At 61.1% G+C, this 19,123-nt stretch carries 18 protein-coding genes and 1 pseudogene; 9 read left to right on the forward strand and 10 right to left on the reverse strand.

Going from position 1 to position 19,123, the window contains the following annotated elements; all coding sequences use genetic code 11:
• Positions 1–36: 36 nt before the first annotated feature.
• The 4 genes and pseudogenes from NH234_RS26140 to lnt form a co-directional block, all read left to right on the forward strand.
• Positions 37–1,041: a PhoH family protein gene (locus NH234_RS26140; protein WP_367254765.1), complete on the forward strand. Its 1,005-nt coding sequence runs from the start codon at positions 37–39 to the stop codon at positions 1,039–1,041.
• Complete coding sequence (ybeY, locus tag NH234_RS26145; RefSeq protein ID WP_367254767.1) at positions 1,034–1,528, forward strand: rRNA maturation RNase YbeY; 495 nt, start codon at positions 1,034–1,036, stop codon at positions 1,526–1,528. Before NH234_RS26140 ends, ybeY begins: the two co-directional genes overlap by 8 nt.
• Before the next feature lie 5 nt (positions 1,529–1,533).
• Positions 1,534–2,373: an HlyC/CorC family transporter gene (locus NH234_RS26150; RefSeq protein WP_007909641.1), complete on the forward strand. Its 840-nt coding sequence runs from the start codon at positions 1,534–1,536 to the stop codon at positions 2,371–2,373.
• Positions 2,374–2,388: 15 nt separating this feature from the next.
• Positions 2,389–3,909 (forward strand): annotated as a pseudogene (gene lnt, locus NH234_RS26155) (apolipoprotein N-acyltransferase); the annotation flags it as partial.
• Here the strand turns inward: lnt and NH234_RS26160 are convergent.
• Both NH234_RS26160 and NH234_RS26165 read right to left on the reverse strand, forming a co-directional pair.
• Positions 3,908–4,687, reverse strand: coding sequence for a YdcF family protein (locus NH234_RS26160; RefSeq protein WP_085732942.1), 780 nt, complete (start codon positions 4,685–4,687; stop codon positions 3,908–3,910). The pseudogene lnt and the gene NH234_RS26160 sit on opposite strands and share 2 nt — an antisense overlap.
• A 105-nt stretch (positions 4,688–4,792) precedes the next feature.
• Positions 4,793–5,116 (reverse strand): hypothetical protein, encoded by a 324-nt coding sequence (locus NH234_RS26165; protein ID WP_085712273.1) that lies wholly within the window; start codon positions 5,114–5,116, stop codon positions 4,793–4,795.
• Between the two features lie 254 nt (positions 5,117–5,370).
• On the opposite strand from NH234_RS26165, the gene leuS reads away from it, so the two are divergent.
• The 5 genes from leuS (at position 5,371) to NH234_RS26190 (ending at position 11,436) form a co-directional block, all read left to right on the forward strand.
• Positions 5,371–7,977 (forward strand): leucine--tRNA ligase, encoded by a 2,607-nt coding sequence (gene leuS, locus NH234_RS26170; RefSeq protein ID WP_367254770.1) that lies wholly within the window; start codon positions 5,371–5,373, stop codon positions 7,975–7,977.
• Between the two features lie 87 nt (positions 7,978–8,064).
• A complete protein-coding gene (gene lptE / locus NH234_RS26175) occupies positions 8,065–8,670 on the forward strand; it encodes an LPS assembly lipoprotein LptE (protein ID WP_085732944.1) in 606 nt (201 codons plus the stop codon).
• A gap of 39 nt (positions 8,671–8,709) precedes the next feature.
• Positions 8,710–9,747 (forward strand): DNA polymerase III subunit delta, encoded by a 1,038-nt coding sequence (gene holA, locus NH234_RS26180; protein WP_367254773.1) that lies wholly within the window; start codon positions 8,710–8,712, stop codon positions 9,745–9,747.
• A gap of 140 nt (positions 9,748–9,887) precedes the next feature.
• The gene (gene arfA / locus NH234_RS26185; protein ID WP_007958672.1) at positions 9,888–10,052 is read left to right on the forward strand and encodes an alternative ribosome rescue factor ArfA; all 165 of its coding nucleotides are present in this window, start codon (positions 9,888–9,890) and stop codon (positions 10,050–10,052) included.
• 61 nt (positions 10,053–10,113) lie between these two features.
• Positions 10,114–11,436, forward strand: coding sequence for a lytic murein transglycosylase (locus tag NH234_RS26190; protein WP_367254775.1), 1,323 nt, complete (start codon positions 10,114–10,116; stop codon positions 11,434–11,436).
• A gap of 47 nt (positions 11,437–11,483) precedes the next feature.
• On the opposite strand, the gene NH234_RS26195 is transcribed toward NH234_RS26190, so the two are convergent.
• The 8 genes from NH234_RS26195 to rodA all read right to left on the reverse strand — a co-directional run bounded on the left by NH234_RS26195 (position 11,484) and on the right by rodA (position 19,123).
• Positions 11,484–12,431, reverse strand: coding sequence for an LD-carboxypeptidase (locus NH234_RS26195; RefSeq protein ID WP_367254777.1), 948 nt, complete (start codon positions 12,429–12,431; stop codon positions 11,484–11,486).
• 172 nt (positions 12,432–12,603) lie between these two features.
• Positions 12,604–13,602, reverse strand: a complete 999-nt coding sequence (gene lipA, locus NH234_RS26200; RefSeq protein ID WP_367257253.1) for a lipoyl synthase — start codon at positions 13,600–13,602, stop codon at positions 12,604–12,606.
• 25 nt (positions 13,603–13,627) lie between these two features.
• Complete coding sequence (gene lipB / locus NH234_RS26205; protein WP_085732949.1) at positions 13,628–14,275, reverse strand: lipoyl(octanoyl) transferase LipB; 648 nt, start codon at positions 14,273–14,275, stop codon at positions 13,628–13,630.
• Positions 14,275–14,550 carry a DUF493 domain-containing protein gene (locus NH234_RS26210; protein ID WP_011336094.1) on the reverse strand — a complete coding sequence of 92 codons (276 nt, stop codon included), beginning with the start codon at positions 14,548–14,550 and terminating at the stop codon, positions 14,275–14,277. Before NH234_RS26210 ends, lipB begins: the two co-directional genes overlap by 1 nt.
• Before the next feature lie 84 nt (positions 14,551–14,634).
• Positions 14,635–15,792, reverse strand: a complete 1,158-nt coding sequence (locus tag NH234_RS26215; RefSeq protein ID WP_065259591.1) for a D-alanyl-D-alanine carboxypeptidase family protein — start codon at positions 15,790–15,792, stop codon at positions 14,635–14,637.
• 189 nt (positions 15,793–15,981) lie between these two features.
• Positions 15,982–16,992 (reverse strand): septal ring lytic transglycosylase RlpA family protein, encoded by a 1,011-nt coding sequence (locus tag NH234_RS26220; protein ID WP_085732950.1) that lies wholly within the window; start codon positions 16,990–16,992, stop codon positions 15,982–15,984.
• Positions 16,992–18,002 (reverse strand): lytic murein transglycosylase B, encoded by a 1,011-nt coding sequence (gene mltB / locus NH234_RS26225; RefSeq protein WP_085732951.1) that lies wholly within the window; start codon positions 18,000–18,002, stop codon positions 16,992–16,994. Before mltB ends, NH234_RS26220 begins: the two co-directional genes overlap by 1 nt.
• A 17-nt stretch (positions 18,003–18,019) precedes the next feature.
• A complete protein-coding gene (gene rodA, locus NH234_RS26230) occupies positions 18,020–19,123 on the reverse strand; it encodes a rod shape-determining protein RodA (protein WP_085712360.1) in 1,104 nt (367 codons plus the stop codon).

The following is a 19,123-nucleotide window of genomic DNA, read 5'->3' on the forward strand; positions in this document are numbered from 1 at the left end:
TTCATCCTAATTGCCCCAGGGCGGCTAAATACGACCTTGAACGCACCCATAGAACCTCATCGTTTTATCCTCGAGCCTTTTGAGGCTCGCCGCTTCGCCAATTTGTGCGGGCAGTTCGACGAGCACCTGCGGCTGATCGAACGGCGCCTGGCCATCGAGATCCGCAACCGCGGCAATCAGTTCGAGCTGATCGGCGATCCCAAGCACACCACGTCTGCGGAAAATCTGATTCGCCGCCTGTACCGGGAAACCAAGGGTTCAGAGCTGTCGCCGGATACGGTTCACCTGTTCCTTCAGGAATCGGCCGTCGAGCAACTGGACAACCACGCCCCCGCCGAAGCCTCCGTCGCCCTGCGCACCAAGAAAGGCATGATTCGCCCGCGCGGCTTGAATCAGTTGCGCTATGTGAAGGAAATCCTCGGCAACGACATCAACTTCGGCATCGGCCCGGCCGGTACCGGCAAGACCTACCTGGCCGTGGCCTGCGCCGTTGATGCTCTGGAACGCGAGCAGATCCGCCGCATCCTGCTGGTGCGTCCGGCGGTCGAAGCGGGTGAAAAACTCGGCTTCCTGCCCGGCGATCTATCGCAGAAGATCGACCCGTACCTGCGCCCGCTCTACGACGCCCTCTATGAAATGCTCGGCTTCGAATACGTGGCCAAGCTGATCGAACGTCAGGTGATCGAAGTCGCACCGCTGGCCTATATGCGCGGTCGTACGCTGAACAACAGCTTCATCATTCTCGACGAAAGCCAGAACACCACCGTCGAGCAGATGAAGATGTTCCTGACCCGGATCGGTTTCGGCTCCACAGCCGTGATCACCGGCGACATCACTCAGGTCGACCTGCCGCGCGGCACCAAATCCGGACTTCACCATGTCATCGAAGTCCTGAAGGATGTGCCGGGTATCAGCTTCACCCACTTCCAGCCCAAAGACGTGGTGCGCCACCCGCTGGTGCAACGCATCGTCGAAGCCTACGAGCGCTTCGAAACGCGCGTAGCCGATGAAGCGCCAAAGGACATTCGCCACGATGCTTGAGCTTGACCTGCAAATCGCGACCAAAGCGTCTGCGCCGACCGAAGCCGAATTTCGCCAATGGTGCGAACTGGCCCTGCGCCAGCGCACCGCCGACTCGGAAATGACCATTCGTCTGGTCGACGAAGAAGAAGGCCGCGAACTGAATCACACCTGGCGCCACAAGGATTACGCGACCAACGTTCTGTCCTTTCCCGCCGAAGTGCCCGACGAGTTTCTCGACATTCCATTGCTGGGCGATCTGGTGATCTGCGTGGCGGTGGTAGAGCGTGAAGCTGCCGAACAGGGCAAGGAACTAAAGGCCCACTGGGCACATCTGGTCATTCACGGCTGCTTGCATCTGCTTGGTTACGACCATATAGATGACGAGGAAGCCGAGGAAATGGAAGCACTGGAACGCGAGTTGCTTGCCGAATTGGGTTATCCCGATCCGTACGCGGACGACGAAACCGAAACATCCCCTATCGTTACAACAAAGGATTCAGAGTAATCGCTATGAGCGAAGATCGATCGAGCAACGGGCAGAAGTCATGGCTGGGCAAACTGACCCAGGCTTTTGCCCACGAGCCGAAGAACCGCCAGGAGCTGCTGGAGCTGCTGCGCGATGCACATCAGAACAAACTGCTGGACAGCGAAGCGCTGGCCATCGTCGAAGGCGCCATCCAGGTGGCTGACCTGCAGGTTCGCGACATCATGGTGCCGCGCTCGCAGATGATCAGCATCAAGGCGACCCAGACACCCCGCGAATTCCTTCCCGCCGTGGTCGACTCGGCCCACTCGCGCTACCCGGTCATCGGCGAAAGCCATGACGACGTGATGGGCGTGCTGCTGGCAAAGGATCTGCTGCCGCTGATCCTCAAGGAGAACGGTGACAGCTTCAACATCAAGGATCTGCTGCGCCCGGCCACCTTCGTGCCGGAGTCCAAGCGTCTGAACGTGTTGCTGCGTGAGTTCCGCGCCAACCACAACCACATGGCCATCGTGATCGACGAATACGGCGGTGTGGCGGGTCTGGTGACCATCGAAGACGTGCTTGAGCAAATCGTCGGCGACATCGAAGACGAGCACGACGTCGAAGAGGACAGCTACATCAAGCCGCTGCCCAGCGGTGATTTCTTGATCAAGGCCCTGACGCCGATCGAGAACTTCAACGAGTTCTTCGACAGCGAGTTTTCCGACGACGAGTTCGACACCGTCGGCGGGCTGGTGATGAGTGCGTTCGGGCACTTGCCAAAACGCAACGAAATCACTGAAATCGGCGCCTATCGTTTCCGCATCCTGAACGCCGACAGTCGTCGGATTCATCTGCTGCGACTGACGCCAATCGCCCGGTAATAAATAAGGACTGAAATGCGCTGGACAACCCGCCCCGGCTGGCCCGGTAACCTGCTGGCCGTGGCGGCCGGTGCAATCACCACCTTCGCTCTCGCGCCGTTCGATCTCTGGCCGCTGGCCCTGCTGGCGGTCGGCCTGTTCTATGCCGGCCTGCGCGAGCTGAGCCCGCGCCAGGCCCTGGGTCGCGGCTGGTGCTTCGGCTTCGGTCTGTTCGGCGCCGGCACCAGCTGGATCTACTACAGCATCCACCATTTCGGTGGCGCTTCGGTGCTGCTGGCCGGTTTCCTGATGTTGATTTTCACCGCGGCCATTGCCTGGTTCTTCGCCCTGCCCGCGTGGCTGTGGGCGCGCTGGCTGCGCCGCAACGAGGCACCACTGGCCGATGCCCCGGCTTTCGCTGCATTGTGGGTTGGCCAGGAAGCGTTCCGTGGCTGGTTCCTCACCGGTTTCCCGTGGCTATATTCCGGTTACAGCCAGCTCGATGGTCCTCTGGCCGGGCTCGCACCAGTGGGCGGCATGTGGCTGGTGTCGTTCGTCCTGGCGCTGACCGCCGCGCTGATCTACAACGCACCGCGCCTGCTGCAGACCGGTCGCAAAGGCTTTATCGCCGCCGGGCTGGTGCTGTTGGTCGGCCCATGGGCGGCGGGCATTGCCTTGAAAGGCCATGCCTGGACCAGCCCGTCCGGCGCACCGCTGACCGTTGCCGCCATCCAAGGCAACGTCGAGCAAAGCATGAAATGGGACCCGGCGCAGCTCAACGCGCAACTGGCGCTGTACCGCGACCTGAGTTTCCGTTCGAAACCGGTGGATCTGCTGATCTGGCCCGAAACCGCCGTCCCGGTGCTCAAGGAGTCCGCCGAGGGTTACCTGAACATGATGGGCACCTTCGCCGCCGAGCGTAAATCGGCGCTGATTACAGGTGTGCCGATCCGCCAGACGGTGCGTCACGAAAAACGCTTCTTCAACGGCATTACGGTGGTCGGCGAAGGCGACGGTACGTATCTGAAGCAGAAACTGGTGCCGTTCGGCGAGTATGTGCCGTTGCAGGACCTGCTGCGCGGGCTGATCGCGTTCTTCGATCTGCCGATGTCCGACTTCGCTCGAGGTCCTGCGGATCAGCCGTTGTTGCAGGCCAAGGGTTATCAGATTGCGCCGTTCATCTGCTACGAAGTGGTATACCCGGAGTTCGCTGCCGGTCTGGCCGCACACAGCGATCTGCTGCTGACCATCAGCAACGACACCTGGTTCGGCACCTCCATCGGCCCGCTGCAACACCTGCAGATGGCGCAGATGCGCGCTCTTGAAGCGGGGCGCTGGATGATCCGCGCCACCAACAACGGCGTGACCGGCCTGATCAACCCGTTCGGGCAGATCACCGAGCGCATTCCGCAGTTCGAACAAGGCGTGCTGTACGGCGAAGTGGTGCCGATGCACAACCTGACGCCGTATCTGCAGTGGCGTTCGTGGCCGCTGATCATCCTGTGCGTGGTGCTGTTTGGCTGGGCGCTGATGACCAACCGGATGTCCAAGACCCTCAGTCTCCGCTGTCGCCTGCTCGGTAGAACAACGAATAGCCGATCTGCCCCACCGCCTCGTTCATCAATTGCCCGCTCTGCCAGATCGACTTGAACTCCGGCAGCCAGCCGCCGAACGGCCGGGCATTGTCGGTGCCGAGGAAACCGACCGGCGCCGGCACCACTTCAAATCCAGCCTGTTGATAACTCCACACCGCCCTCGGCATGTGCCAGGCCTGGGTCACCAGCACGATACGTTTGACGCCTTCCGGCAGCAGCATTTTGGCGCTGAAGGCAGCGTTTTCCCACGTGGTGCGGCTCTCCCCTTCCTGCCAGCGCACCGTCACACCGAAATCATCGCGCAGTGAATCGGCCATCAGTTTGGCTTCGGTCGGCGGCGTACCGTAATGCAGGCCACCGCTGGTCAGAATCGGCAACCCTGAGGCCTTGGCCAGACGCGCCGCGTAGCGCTGTCGCTCAAGCCCGACGCCCGTCGGTTGATCTTCACCCCAGGCCAGATCTCCGCGCTCGCGCCCGGAGCCCAGCACCACAATCGCATCGGCGCGCTGCGCAAGGCTTGGCCATGAATCCCGGGCCAGCGGCGGCTCGCGTTCCAGGGCCTTGGCCCCCCATTGCACGACCACCGGCAGGCTCATCAGCAGGAAGCCGCCAAATCCCAAGACAAAGCACAGCCCGGCCAGTCGCGGCCGCGAACGTCTCAACCACCAGGCGACGAGCAACAGCAGCAAAAGAAGGCCGGGCGGCAACAGAAGTTGTTTAATGAAATAACGAAAAGGCATCGAGCATCTCCAGAGATGCCCGAAGCCTAAGTGGGTTGATACAACGCGACAACCAGTAGGGTCGGATCCCGTTGAAAAAGATCCGCTTTTTGACCTGCCATGCGTTTACTTGGCCTGCAGAGTGCGCACTTTTACGGTCTCTCTGCCCGGTGCCTTGTCCTTGAGCCAGATGACCTTGGCCGAATGGGCTGCATCGAGTTGCTTCACTGCCTGTGACAGGTATCCGTGGGTTTCACGCTCACTGCGATCCAGATAAGCCTTGACCAGATTGAACTCGGCGGGACTCAAGCCACGCAATTCAAGCTCCAGGGGGCGCTCGTCGCGCAGCCGTCCAGCGGTTTTTGCAGCGTCCAGAGCCATTCCCAGACGATCGATCAACCGCTCGTACAACTCGGGTTTGGTTATGTTTCTTTGCTGTGACTCCACCATCCCTCACCTCATTGAAGATAAGACTCACTCCCCAGTTAGAGCTTAGCTTCGCTGCACAAACCGGCTGCACGCCGCGACCAACGGCCCTCGCCGCGATTTCAACGGGTCAAACGGCTGCAATCAGGGTTTCCCTAGGCCAAGCGCGGTCATGTATGCTACGGCGCTTCCTGTAACTCCACTTCCAGCCCGTCCGGCCCGCTCCGGATGTCGCATTGAAGAGGATTAGGCCACCCCTATCCAGTACAAAAGTAGCCATGCACGAACAATATCAACCCCGTGAAATCGAAGCCGCCGCCCAGTCGTTCTGGGACGAGCAAAAGTCCTTTGAAGTCAGTGAACAGCCAGGCAAGGAGACTTACTACTGCCTGTCGATGTTCCCTTACCCCAGCGGCAAGCTACACATGGGGCACGTGCGCAACTACACCATCGGCGACGTGATCTCCCGCTACCAGCGCATGCTCGGCAAGAACGTCCTGCAACCGATGGGTTGGGACGCCTTCGGCATGCCGGCGGAAAACGCCGCGATGAAGAACAACGTGGCCCCGGCCAAGTGGACCTACGAAAACATCGCCTACATGAAATCCCAGCTGCGCAGCCTGGGCCTGGCGGTGGACTGGTCGCGCGAAGTCACCACCTGCAAACCGGATTACTACCGCTGGGAACAATGGCTGTTCACTCGCCTGTTCGAAAAAGGCGTGATCTACCGCAAGAACGGCACCGTGAACTGGGACCCGATCGACCAGACCGTTCTGGCCAACGAGCAGGTGATCGACGGTCGCGGCTGGCGTTCCGGCGCGCTGATCGAAAAGCGCGAAATCCCGATGTACTACTTCAAGATCACCGCCTACGCGGATGAGCTGCTGGAGAGTCTCGACGAACTGACTGGCTGGCCCGAGCAGGTCAAGACCATGCAGCGCAACTGGATCGGCAAGTCGCGCGGAATGGAAGTGCAGTTCCCGTACAACGTCGAATCGATCGGCGAAAGCGGCACGCTGAAAGTCTTCACCACCCGTCCGGACACCCTGATGGGCGCAACCTACGTTGCCGTGGCAGCCGAACACCACCTGGCTGCTCTCGCCGCGAAGAACAACCCTGAGCTGCAAGCGTTCATCGCCGAATGCAAGGGCGGCAGCGTCGCTGAAGCCGACGTCGCCACGCAAGAGAAGAAAGGCGTGCCGACCGGTCTGTTCGTCGAGCACCCGCTGACGGGCGAAAAACTGCCGGTGTGGGTCGCCAACTACGTGCTGATGCACTACGGCGATGGCGCGGTCATGGCTGTGCCGGCGCACGACGAGCGCGATTTCGAATTCGCCCACAAGTACAACCTGCCGGTCAAATCCGTGGTCCGCACCAGCTCCGGTGAAACCAACCCGGCGCCATGGCAAGACGCCTACGGTGAGCACGGCACGCTGATCAACTCCGGCGAATTCGACGGTCTGGACTTCGCCGGCGCGTTCGATGCCATGGAAGTCGCCCTGATCAAGAAAAACCTCGGCGCCTCGCGCACCCAGTTCCGCCTGCGCGACTGGGGCATCAGCCGTCAGCGCTATTGGGGCTGCCCGATCCCGATCATCCACTGCGATGCCTGCGGTGACGTGCCGGTACCGGAAGACCAGTTGCCGGTCGTACTGCCAGAAGACGTGGTACCGGACGGCGCCGGTTCGCCGCTGGCGCGCATGCCCGAGTTCTACGAGTGCACCTGCCCGAAATGCGGCCAGCCTGCCAAGCGTGAAACCGACACCATGGACACCTTCGTCGAGTCGTCCTGGTACTACGCCCGTTACGCCTCGCCGCACTTCGAAGGCGGTCTGGTGGAAAAATCCGCGGCTGACCACTGGTTGCCGGTGGATCAGTACATCGGTGGTATCGAACACGCCATTCTTCACCTGCTCTACGCGCGCTTCTTCCACAAGCTGATGCGTGACGAAGGCTTGGTGAGCTCCAACGAGCCGTTCAAGAACCTGCTGACCCAGGGCATGGTAGTCGCCGAGACCTACTATCGCCGTGAAGCCAATGGCGCCTACACCTGGTTCAACCCGGCGGACGTGGAACTCGAGCGCGACAGCAAGGCCAAGGTCATCAGCGCCAAGCTGATTGCGGACGGCCTGCCGGTGGAAATCGGCGGCACCGAGAAGATGGCCAAGTCGAAGAACAACGGCGTCGACCCACAGTCGATGATCGATCAGTTCGGCGCCGACACCTGCCGTCTGTTCATGATGTTCGCCTCGCCACCTGACATGAGCGCTGAGTGGTCCGACTCCGGCGTGGAAGGTTCGCACCGTTTCCTCAAGCGCGTCTGGCGTCTGGCTCAGGCCCACGTTACTCAGGGCCTGCCGGGCAAACTGGATATCGCCAGCCTGAATGACGAGCAGAAAGTCATTCGTCGCGCGATCCACCAGGCGATCAAGCAGGCCAGCCATGACGTCGGCCAGAACCACAAATTCAACACCGCCATCGCTCAGGTGATGACGCTGATGAACGTGCTGGAAAAAGCCGCGCAAGCGACCGAGCAGGATCGCGCACTGGTTCAGGAAGGTCTGGAAACCGTGACGCTGCTGCTGGCTCCGATCACACCGCATATCAGCCACGAGTTGTGGAACCGCCTGGGCCACGCCGATCCGGTGATCGACGCCGCCTGGCCGGTGCTGGACGAAAGTGCGCTGGTGCAGGACAGCCTGACTCTGGTGATCCAGGTCAACGGCAAGCTGCGTGGCCAGATCGAAATGCCGGCCGCCGCCACCCGTGAAGAAGTCGAAGCGGCAGCCCGCGCCAACGAAAACGTGCTGCGTTTTGTCGACGGCCTGACTATTCGCAAAGTAATCGTAGTGCCCGGGAAACTGGTCAATATCGTCGCCAGCTAATTGGATCGGGCGTCAGGTGAGCCTGACGCCCAGTAAAACCTTTCGGGCCGCAGGGTCGGCCCACATGGTTTCAAGGGGAGCAACACAATGATCAAACGCAATCTGCTGGTGATGGGCCTCGCTGTCCTGTTGAGCGCCTGCGGTTTCCAGCTACGCGGCACTGGCACCAACGAACTGTCGATCAAGGAACTTGATCTGAGCGCCCGCAACGCCTACGGCGAAACCGTGACGCAACTGCGTCAGGTGCTGGAGGCCAGCGGTGTCAAGATCGTCTCCGGTGCGCCTTACAAGCTTTACCTGGCCGATGAGCAGGAATCCCAGCGCATCCTCAGCTACGCCGGCGCCGGTCGCACTGGCGAGTATCAGGTGAGCACCGTACTCAACTACGATATCCGTGGCGAAAAAGACCTGCTGCTCAAAAGCGACAAGCTTGAAGTGCAGAAAGTGTTCATCCACGACGGCAACAACCTCGTTGGCTCCGACCAGGAAGCCAATGACGCTCGTCGTGAAACTCGTCGCGAACTGGTTCAACGCATGATGCTGCGTCTGCAACAGCTGACTCCGGCTCAGCTGGATGCCCTGCAGCAGACCGCCAACGCCCGGGCCAAGGCAGAAGCCGACGCCCTGGAAGCGGCGCAGAAGGCTGAAGCGGAAACCCCGCGCCAGTCGCCGCTCGAACTGCCGCAGCAGTAAGACGTCCGGGGCGCTCAGGCGCCCCGTTCGCCCTTTCTTATGAAGCTCGCTCCCGCCCAACTCGGCAAACAACTGCAAGGCGCCCTTGCGCCGGTCTACATCATCAGCGGCGATGACCCGCTGCTGTGCCAGGAAGCTGCCGACGCCATTCGTTCCGCTGCCCGTCAGCAAGGTTTCGACGAACGCCAGGTGTTCGCCGCCGACGCCAATTTCGATTGGGGCACGTTGCTGCAGGCCGGTGCCAGCATGTCGTTGTTCGCCGAAAAACGCTTGCTGGAACTGCGCCTGCCTTCGGGCAAGCCCGGTGACAAAGGTGCGGCCGCACTGATTGAATACTGCTCACGCCCGGCTGAAGACACGGTGCTGTTGATCAGCCTGCCGAAGCTGGACGGCAGCGCGCAGAAGACCAAGTGGGGCAAGGCTCTGGTCGAAGGTCAGCAGACCCAGTTCATCCAGATCTGGCCGGTGGATGCCAATCAGCTGCCGAGCTGGATTCGTCAGCGCCTGTCCCAGGCCGGCCTCTCGGCCAGTCAGGACGCGGTCGAACTGATTGGCGCGCGGGTCGAGGGTAACCTGCTGGCTGCCGCGCAGGAGATCGAGAAGCTCAAGCTGATGGCCGAAGGCGGTCAGATTACTGTCGAAACCGTACAGGCGGCCGTGGCCGACAGTGCGCGCTTCGACGTGTTCGGCCTGACCGACGCGGTGCTCAACGGTGAACCGGCCCACGCCCTGCGCATGCTCGAAGGGCTGCGCGGTGAAGGGGTCGAGCCGCCGGTGATCCTCTGGGCCCTGGCCCGTGAGTTGCGCCTGCTGGCCAACATCTCGTTGCAATACAGTCAGGGCACGCCGCTGGACAAGTGCTTCAGTCAGGCCAAGCCGCCAGTCTGGGACAAGCGCAAACCGCTGATGAGCAAGGCCCTGCAACGCTACTCGGCACAGCGCTGGGCACAGTTGCTGCTCGAGGCCCAGCGCATCGATGCGCAGATCAAGGGCCAGGCGGCGGGCTCGCCGTGGATGAGCCTCAGTCGGCTGGCGCTGTTGATGGCCGGTCAGCGACTGACGTTACCTGCCGAATGAAACTCGGGATCGCACACTGCGATCCCGTTTTCTTTGTACAGACCATTCCTACAGAACATCTCGTCTTCAGTCCTATAGACAGACGCTCGGCATCGGCAGATCATTTGCCGCGCAAAACCCACTCAATAGCGAGAACCCTCATGAGCAAAAAGCCATCGAAACATGGCCATAACAAGGCCAAATCCATCGTCGCCCAACCCCTGTTCCGCAGTCGCCAGGAACGACCAACAAAGGGTAAAGGCAGCTATCGCCGCGAAGCCTTCCAGTCTGACAGCTGGGAGGCTTCTTACTTTCTGGCCGCTTGAAGCGCAGCACCCCTTCCTCATGTTAAGGTCTGCACCTGATTCGTATCCCCTGGACCTGTGCATGCCCCTCAGTCTTTCCCGTCGTTGGCCCTTTCGCCAACTGATCGCTGCCACAAGTTTCATTCTGCTTGTCGCCTGTGCGGAAAAACCTACCGCCGCCGACGCTCAACCGCTTCAGACCGCTCCCGTTGCCACGGCCCCCGCGATTATTCCGCCGGTAGTGCCGTCCGGTGACGACCTCGACCTTCAACCGACCCAGACTTTTGCCGAGTGGCAGGCCGGTTTCCGCAAGGACGCCCTGGCCGCTGGTATCCGTCCCGACGTTTTCGACCGCGCCTTCGCCAACGTCAGTTTCGACGCCAGCGTGATCCGCGCCGACCGCAGCCAGCCGGAGTTCGCCCGGCCGGTCTGGGAATACCTGGATGGCGCCCTGTCGCCGCTGCGGGTGCGCAAAGGCCAGGCTCTGATCAACCAGTACGCCGACATCCTGCAACGTATCGAGCAACGCTATGGCGTTGATCGCCAGGCGCTGGTATCGGTGTGGGGGATGGAGAGCAATTTCGGTCAGTTCCAGGGTACCAAGTCGGTGATCAACTCTCTGGCAACCCTGGCCTATGAAGGTCGCCGCCCGGGATTTGCTCACGCGCAACTGATCGCGGCGCTGCAGATTCTGCAACAGGGCGACATCACGCCGGAGAAAATGCTCGGCTCCTGGGCCGGTGCCATGGGCCAGACTCAGTTCATCCCGACCACCTACAACACCCACGCGGTGGATTTCGACGGCGACGGTCGCCGTGACATCTGGGGCAGCCCGGCTGACGCCTTGGCCTCGACCGCACACTACCTGCAAAGCTCCGGCTGGCAGCGTGGCCAGCCGTGGGGTTTCGAAGTGCAACTGCCGAGCGGTTTCAACTACACCCTGGCCGACGGCGCGATTCGCAAGAGCGTCGCAGAATGGCGGCAACTGGGTGTGATTCTGCCCAGCGGTGGCCAGGCGCCGGCCGGCTCCGAGCAACTGTCGGCTGCCCTGCTGCTGCCGGCCGGCTATCGTGGCCCGGCGTTCCTGATCCTCGATAACTTCCGGGCGATCCTCAAGTACAACAACTCGTCGTCCTATGCCCTGGCCGTCAGCCTGTTGTCCGAGCGCTTCAACGGTGCTGGTCTGATCAATGGCACCTGGCCAAAAGATGATCTGCCGCTGAGCCGTACCGAGCGGATTGAACTGCAGAACCTGCTGACTGCGCGCAACTACGACGCGGGCACCGCCGACGGCATCATCGGCGCCAACACGCGCAAAGCGATCCGCAGTGCGCAACAGTCATTCGGCTGGCCGGCGGACGGTTACCCGACGCACAAGCTGCTGGAAAGCTTGCGTAGCCAGTAAAAACAAAACCGCCGCCTCTTCAGGCGGCGGTCTTTTTTGTGGCTCGTTTAACGAATCACCACATCCTGCTCCAGCATCAACTCCTTCTTCCCCGCATCCAGTCGAACCAGCGCGCCCAACGGCAGCGTCAGGTTCGGATCACAGTGTCCGCTGCGCCATCCTGACAACACCGGAATCCGCAGCGGCTCGAAAGTCTGCTTGAGCAGGCGATTCAGCGCCTCGACATCCACCCCCGCGATATCCCCGACCAACACGCCGCGCAATCGGGCCAGCTTGCCGGCCAGGCGCATCTGGGTCAGCAAGCGGTCGATCCGATACAGCGGCTCGTTGACGTCCTCGATGAGCAGGATCACCCCTTCGACATCGATTTCGTAAGGCGTGCCCAGGGTCGCGGCGATCATCGCCAGATTGCCGCCCAGCAAACGCCCGTGGGCAATACCGGGCTCCACCGTAGTCAAGGGATAAGCCACCGGATGGCTCAATACACTGCCGGCCTTCAGCTGCCCGCGCAGCATGGCGAAGAATGACGTCACCGTCGGCGGTTCCTTGCCCCCCAACAAGTCGGCATTCAGCAGCGGCCCATGAAAAGTCACGAACCCTGCGTAACGGCTGATGGCCAGATGCAAAGCGGTGATGTCGCTGTAGCCGACGAACGGCTTGGCATGGCGCGCCAGCAGATCATAGTCAATTTTGTCCAGAAGGCGCGGCGTGCCGTAACCGCCACGCAGACAGATGATTGCGTCGACCTCGGGATCAGTGAACGCCGCGTGCAGATCGTTGAGCCGCACCTCGTCGCTGCCGGCCAGATAGCCATCCTTCTCGTAGACGCCAGGGAACACTCGCAAACCGTAACCCCGGGCGCGCATCCACTGAACGGCCTTGTCAGTATCCAGCGTTCCGGGGCCGGCTGGCGCAATGACGCCTATCAGCCCTTCCGACGGCAGCGCCGGCACAGGCTTGTGCGGAAAAAGGGTGTGAGTGGGACGAACGGTCATCCATGGATCTCCCTGCGTGAAGTCATGCACACAGTAGTCAGGAACGGCGACAAACAGAAGAGGCTCAGCCTCGCCGCAGGTTGCAGGAAAAGTCAGTAACGAGTGTAGGCCGGGCAAAAAAATGCCCGCCGGGCGATAAACCCCGGCGGGCATTTTCTCATTCAGCGTTGAATCAGGAACCGAGCAGTTCGGCCTTGACCAGTTTCGCCTGCTCGTCGGCATGGTACGACGAACGCACCAACGGGCCGGACGCGACGTTCTTGAAGCCCATCTTGTAACCTTCCTCGGCGAACCAGGCGAAGGTGTCCGGGTGCACGAAACGCTGCACCGGCAAGTGGCTGCGGGACGGTTGCAGGTACTGGCCCAGGGTCAGCATGTCGATGTCGTGTTCGCGCATGCGCTTCATGACTTCGATGACTTCGTCGTCGGTCTCGCCCAGACCCAGCATCAGGCCGGACTTGGTCGGAATGTGCGGCATCATCTGCTTGAAGCGTTGCAGCAGGGTCAGCGACCATTGGTAATCCGAACCCGGACGCGCGGCCTTGTACAGGCGCGGCACGGTTTCCAGGTTGTGGTTGAACACATCCGGCGGCTCGGCCGCAGTGATTTCCAGAGCGATGTCCATGCGACCACGGTAGTCCGGGACCAGGGTCTCGAGCTGTACGTTCGGCGACAGTTTGCGGATTTCACGGATGCAGTCGGCAAAGTGCTGGGCACCGCCGTCACGCAGGTCGTCGCGGTCAACCGAGGTGATCACCACGTACTTCAGACGCAAGTCGGCGATGGCAATGGCCAGGCTTTCCGGCTCGTTGACGTCCAGTGGTTTCGGACGACCGTGGCCGACGTCGCAGAACGGGCAGCGACGAGTGCAGATGTCACCCATGATCATGAAGGTCGCGGTGCCGCCGGAGAAGCACTCGCCCAGGTTCGGGCAGGACGCTTCTTCACAGACGCTGTGCAGCTTGTGCTTGCGCAACAGGCTCTTGATGCGGTCGACTTCCGGCGAAACCGGGATGCGTACACGGATCCAGTCGGGTTTCTTCGGCAGTTCGGTGGTCGGAATGATCTTCACCGGGATGCGTGCAACCTTCTCGGCGCCGCGCAGCTTGACGCCCGCTTCAACCTTGGGACGCGGGGTCGGGCGCTCGGTCACGTCGAGCGTCGGGATCATGGTTTGCACTGCATCAGTAGTCATATCAGTCGATTCCGCCCGTCAGGGTCGTCTGCTCAGCATAGTCGAGGTGTTTGACGAGCTGCGCGCGCAGCCGGGCACTTACCTCGGCAAATTCAATCGATCCTGCGTGATCGCTCAGCTGGGTCATCGCCAGCCCGGCGTAGCCGCAGGGATTAATCCGTCGAAACGGTTCCAGGTCCATGTCCACGTTCAGGGCAAGGCCATGAAAGGAACAACCGTGGCGAATCCGCAAACCCAGAGAAGCGATTTTCGCTCCCTCGACGTAGACGCCGGGAGCGTCTGGCTTGGCCACGGCGGTCACACCGTAGCTGGCCAGCAGTTCGATCAGGCACCGCTCCATGCGTGTGACCAGGTCGCGTACGCCAAAACCCAGTTTGCGTACATCCAGCAACAGGTACGCCACCAATTGGCCGGGGCCATGGTAGGTCACCTGCCCGCCGCGGTCGACCTGCACCACCGGGATATCCCCCGGCAGCAACAGGTGTTCGGCCTTGCCGGCCTGGCCCTGGGTGAACACCGGCGGGTGTTCGACGAGCCAGATTTCGTCGGCGGCATCACTGCCGCGTTCGTTGGTAAAGCGTTGCATGGCATGCCAGACCGGCTCGTAAGCCATCTGGCCAAGTTCGCGAAAGCCCAGCGTGCCCGGCATCACAACACCATGTGTACGAAGCCGGTCGCCCGCAGTTCGCTGTTGATGTTGTACAGCTGATCCTGGTCGGTCGCGACGATGTGCAACTGGATGGTGGTGTACTTGCCGTTGCTGCTCTGACGCTCGTCGACACGCTCATCGTTGATCCTGGCGTGTTTCTTGACGATGTCGATGATCTTGTCTTTGTTGCCGACGCCCGTATCGCTGATCACCTTAACCGGATAATCAACCTGCGGAAATTCGATCTTTGGCGCCTTTACTTCGGTATCGGTCATGGCGTAACGGCCTCGTAAGCGTAAGCCCGGTAACGAACAAGGCCCCGCTCCGGAGGGGAACGGGGCCATGCAGGTCAACTCGAATCAGTTGAACAAGCCGTAGAAGAATAGACGGATGCTATCCCACATGCGGCGGAAGATACCACCCTCCTCGACAGCGTCCAGGGCGATCAGGTCGGCGCTGTGCACCACCTTGTCGTCCAGTTTCACTTCGACTTTACCGATCACATCGCCCTTGGCGATTGGCGCGGTCAGTTGCGGGTTCATGGTCATGCTGGCAGCAAGCTTCTTCAGCTGGCCTTTCGGCAGAGTCATGGTCAGGTCTTCAGCCAGACCGGCCTTGACCTGGCTGGTGGTGCCTTTCCACACCGGGGCCTGAGCCAGTTCGGTGCCCTTCTGATAGAAGGTCTGGGTTTCGAAGAAACGGAAACCGTAGGTCAGCAGTTTCTGGGTTTCGGCAGCACGGGCCACTTCGCTGTTGGTGCCGAACACCACGGCGATCAGGCGCATGCCGTCACGTACGGCCGAGGACACCATGCAGTAGCCGGCTTCGTCGGTGTGACCGGTTTTCAGACCGTCGACGGTCTTGTCGCGCCACAGCAGCAGGTTGCGGTTAGGCTGCTTGATGCCGTTCCAGAAGAACTCTTTCTGCGAGTAGATCGCGTAGTGAGCCGGGTCTTCGTGGATGATCGCGCGCGCCAGGATCGCCATGTCGTGAGCCGACGAGTAGTGCTCAGGGTTCGGCAGACCGGTCGGGTTCATGAAGTGGGTATTGGTCATGCCCAGATCGGCGACAGTCTTGTTCATCAGGTCGGCGAAGGCATCTTCGCTGCCTGCGATGTGTTCGGCCACTGCGACGCTGGCGTCGTTGCCGGACTGAATGATGATGCCGTGCAGCAGGTCGCTGACAGTCACCTGCGAGCCGACCTTGATGAACATCCGCGAACCGCCGGTGCGCCAGGCGTTTTCGCTGACGGTCACCGGATCGTTTTCACCGATCTGGCCACGACGGATTTCCAGCGTAGCGATGTACGCGGTCATCAGTTTGGTCAGGCTGGCCGGTGGCAGACGCTGGTCACCGTTGTTCTCCACCAGCACGTTGCCGCTGCTGGCGTCCATGAGCACGTAGGCTTTTGCGGCCAGTTGAGGTGGCGACGGCATCATCTCGGCCGCGAAGGCGGCTGGCGAGAGGAGCAGCGGGACTAGCAGACACAGGCGTTTGGCAAAGGTGGTGATGTTCATCCGTCTCTCGAAATCGCTAATGGAAACTTGCCCAAGGGCAAAAACTAATCAAATAACCTTCTAACGGGTTATCGCGTGTTCAGTTGCTCACTCCAGTCACCCTTTGCCGGGCTTTTGTTCTTCGACGAGCCAACAACCTGGCTCACCCCCCAATCGCTGGTGAACCGTCAATCAAGTGCTACGTATTACTTACTCGGTGACCACACTTGGCGAACCAAGGTTGGCCAGGCGCACGCTGTTTTGTACTTGGGCAATTTCACCCGGCGAACCGATCGGTCCCAGGCGTACCCGGTGCAAAGTCTGCTGATTGCGCACGATCGAGCTGATGAACACCGGAGCGCTCACCATCCCGCTGAGCTTCGACCTCAGGAGTTCTGCAGCGTCCGGGTTGGCGAACGCGCCCACCTGCAGATACTGGCCAGACGCTGGTGCAGAAGCGTTTTTTTTTGCGCCGATCTGTACAGGTACAGTGTCGGAGGCGTGTTGTTGCGGCGGCGGAGTCCACTGCTCGATGGTACCGGCCGAAGCCGTGATCACCGGCGCAGTATTCTGCGCGACTTGCGGCTCGTTAAGCATCAAAGGCGCCGGACGGCCTTTCGCGGCCCACCACTGTTGCGGGTCGATACCCTCGACCTTGACCCGCGCGGTGCCGATTTCGGCATAACCGAGCTTTTTGGCCGCTGCGTAGGACAGGTCGATGATCCGGTCCGAATAGAAAGGCCCACGGTCGTTGACCCGCAGGATTACGCTCTTGTTGTTGTCCAGGTTGGTCACCCGAACGTAACTTGGCAGCGGTAAGGTCTTGTGGGCGGCACTCATGCCGTACAGGTCATAGACTTCGCCGTTGGCGGTGTTCTGACCGTGAAACTTGGTGCCGTACCAGGACGCGGTACCCGAGGCCACGTAGGTCTTGGATTCCTGCAACGGGAAGTAGGTCTTGCCCAGCACGGTGTACGGGTTGGCCTTGTACGGGCCGGTGTGCAGGGTCGGCGTGGCGTCCGGGATGCGCGACACATCGACGTCCCACCATGGCGCGCCGTCCTTGTGGGCCCGGTTGATGTCCAGACCCGGTTGGGCACGAACGGTGTTCGAGGCGTATTTCTGGGTCGGCGCCCGGCTGGTCGAGCAACTGGCGACCAGCACCGCCAACGCGGCAAATGCCACCAGCTTCAGGGGTTTGTTGATAGGCAATGCCTGCATTACTTGACGCCCCGTGCTTTTACCAGCTCTTCAGACAGTTGATGTACAGCCATGGCGTACATCACGCTGCGGTTATAACGCGTGATCGCGTAGAAATTCTTCAGGCCCATCCAGTATTCCGGGCCGTTGTCGCCTTCCAGGCGAAATGCAGTAACCGGCATATCATCGCGCAGCGCATCATGACTTGACCAGCCCAGCGCTCGCAACTCCCCGACGGTTTTCGTCGGATCGATCCCGGTGGTCAAACCTTCATCCACCTGCTCGCCGCGCACATCGGCACGACTGACCACCGGCTCGCCGGCCACCCAGCCGTGACGCTTGAAGTAGCTGGCGACACTGCCGATCGCATCATCCGGGTTGTTCCAGATATTGATGTGGCCGTCGCCGTCGAAATCCACCGCGTAGGCGCGAAAGCTGCTCGGCATGAACTGCGGCAAGCCCATCGCCCCGGCGTAGGAACCCTTGAGGCTCAGCGGGTCGACCTGCTCTTCACGCGCCAAGAGCAGGAACTCACGCAGTTCCTTGCGGAAAAATTCGGCACGGGGAGGATAGTCGAAACCCAGCGTGGACAAGGCATCGATCACCCGGTAATTACCGGTATTACGTCCGAAAAAGGTCTCAACGCCGATGATCGACACGATCACCTGGGCCGGAACGCCGTATTCCTGCTCGGCGCGGGCCAATACGGCCTCGTGCTGGCGCCAGAAATCCACACCACGGGCAATGCGCGCGTCGGTGATGAACATCGGCCGGTATTCTTTCCACTGTTTGACCCGTTCGGCGGGTTTGGAAATGGCGTCGAGAATCGCCTGCTTGCGCTGCGCCTCGCGGAACACCGCCATCAGTTGTTCGCCGGCGAAACCGTAGTCGCGGGTCATTTCACCGACGAATTCGGCCACCTGGGGCGAGCCTTCGTAATCGCCGGCCAGCGCTTCCTGCGCGCTGCCAAGGATGCCTACCAGGCCGAGCCACGGTGCGTATCGTGTCGCCCAGTCACGCATTACTTGCATTGAACTCTTCACCTTATTCAAACCTGTGCGATCCACTTGCGATGCGTATGGATCGACATCAAAACCCCAAACGCTGACAGCAGCGTCACCAGCGAAGTTCCGCCGTAGCTAATGAACGGCAACGGCACCCCCACCACCGGCAACAGGCCACTGACCATACCGATGTTGACGAAAACATAAACAAAAAACGTCATGGTCAAGGCGCCAGCAAGCAGTTTGCCGAACAGCGTCTGGGCCTGGGCAGTAATCACCAGGCCGCGACCGATCAGCAGCAGATAGATCAGCAGCAGCGCGCAGATGCCCACCAGGCCGAACTCTTCACCCAGCACCGCGATGATGAAGTCGGTGTGGCTTTCCGGCAGGAAGTCCAGGTGCGACTGGGTACCGAGCAGCCAGCCCTTGCCGAACACGCCGCCGGAACCGATGGCGGCTTTCGACTGAATAATGTTCCAGCCGGTGCCCAACGGATCGCTTTCCGGGTCGAGAAAGGTCAGGATCCGTTGCTTCTGATAGTCGTGCATGATGAAGAACCACATGGCGATCGCCACGGGTACGGCGGCGGCCAGCACGCTGAGGATCCAGCGCCAGCGCAATCCGCCCATGAACAGCACGAAGGCGCCGCCAGCCAGAATCAGCAGCGACGTGCCCAGATCCGGCTGCCGCACGATCAAAATGAACGGCACACCGATCAGCATCAGACTGATCCCCACGTGCTTGAGCTGCGGCGGCAACGTGCGCTTGGACAGATACCAGGCAATAGTCGCCGGCATCAGGATCTTCATGAATTCCGACGGCTGGAAGCGGATCACCCCGGGGATGTTGATCCAGCGGGTCGCGCCCATGGCGTTGTGGCCCATGATGTCCACCACCATCAGCAGCACCACCCCGACCACATAGCCGAGCGGCACCCAACGGGCCATGAACCTCGGCTCGAACTGGGCGATGACGATCATCGACACCAGGCCGATGCCGAACGACGTGGCCTGCTTGGCCAGCAGGTCCCAGCTCTTGCCGCTGGCCGAATACAACACGAACAGGCTGCCGGCGGCGAGGATCAGCAGCAGGACCAGCAAGGGTCCGTCGATATGCAGGCGTTGCAACAGCGTCGCGCGGCGACGCAT

It is taken from the genome of Pseudomonas sp. stari2 (genome assembly GCF_040760005.1).
In the GTDB taxonomy this organism is placed as follows: domain Bacteria; phylum Pseudomonadota; class Gammaproteobacteria; order Pseudomonadales; family Pseudomonadaceae; genus Aquipseudomonas.

Excerpts from the sequence above, each read along its gene's own strand:
- leuS (WP_367254770.1), top strand. The coding sequence starts at position 5,371 with ATGCACGAACAATATCAACCCCGTGAAATCGAAGCCGCCGCCCAGTCG.
- NH234_RS26215 (WP_065259591.1), bottom strand. The coding sequence starts at position 15,792 with ATGAACATCACCACCTTTGCCAAACGCCTGTGTCTGCTAGTCCCGCTG.
- NH234_RS26160 (WP_085732942.1), bottom strand. The coding sequence starts at position 4,687 with ATGCCTTTTCGTTATTTCATTAAACAACTTCTGTTGCCGCCCGGCCTT.
- lipB (WP_085732949.1), bottom strand. The coding sequence starts at position 14,275 with ATGCCGGGCACGCTGGGCTTTCGCGAACTTGGCCAGATGGCTTACGAG.
- arfA (WP_007958672.1), top strand. The coding sequence starts at position 9,888 with ATGAGCAAAAAGCCATCGAAACATGGCCATAACAAGGCCAAATCCATC.
- lptE (WP_085732944.1), top strand. The coding sequence starts at position 8,065 with ATGATCAAACGCAATCTGCTGGTGATGGGCCTCGCTGTCCTGTTGAGC.
- NH234_RS26210 (WP_011336094.1), bottom strand. The coding sequence starts at position 14,550 with ATGACCGATACCGAAGTAAAGGCGCCAAAGATCGAATTTCCGCAGGTT.
- NH234_RS26220 (WP_085732950.1), bottom strand. The coding sequence starts at position 16,992 with ATGCAGGCATTGCCTATCAACAAACCCCTGAAGCTGGTGGCATTTGCC.
- lipA (WP_367257253.1), bottom strand. The coding sequence starts at position 13,602 with ATGATCCCGACGCTCGACGTGACCGAGCGCCCGACCCCGCGTCCCAAG.
- NH234_RS26150 (WP_007909641.1), top strand. The coding sequence starts at position 1,534 with ATGAGCGAAGATCGATCGAGCAACGGGCAGAAGTCATGGCTGGGCAAA.
- ybeY (WP_367254767.1), top strand. The coding sequence starts at position 1,034 with ATGCTTGAGCTTGACCTGCAAATCGCGACCAAAGCGTCTGCGCCGACC.
- holA (WP_367254773.1), top strand. The coding sequence starts at position 8,710 with ATGAAGCTCGCTCCCGCCCAACTCGGCAAACAACTGCAAGGCGCCCTT.
- mltB (WP_085732951.1), bottom strand. The coding sequence starts at position 18,002 with ATGCAAGTAATGCGTGACTGGGCGACACGATACGCACCGTGGCTCGGC.
- NH234_RS26190 (WP_367254775.1), top strand. The coding sequence starts at position 10,114 with ATGCCCCTCAGTCTTTCCCGTCGTTGGCCCTTTCGCCAACTGATCGCT.
- NH234_RS26195 (WP_367254777.1), bottom strand. The coding sequence starts at position 12,431 with ATGACCGTTCGTCCCACTCACACCCTTTTTCCGCACAAGCCTGTGCCG.
- NH234_RS26165 (WP_085712273.1), bottom strand. The coding sequence starts at position 5,116 with ATGGTGGAGTCACAGCAAAGAAACATAACCAAACCCGAGTTGTACGAG.
- rodA (WP_085712360.1), bottom strand. The coding sequence starts at position 19,123 with ATGCGTCGCCGCGCGACGCTGTTGCAACGCCTGCATATCGACGGACCC.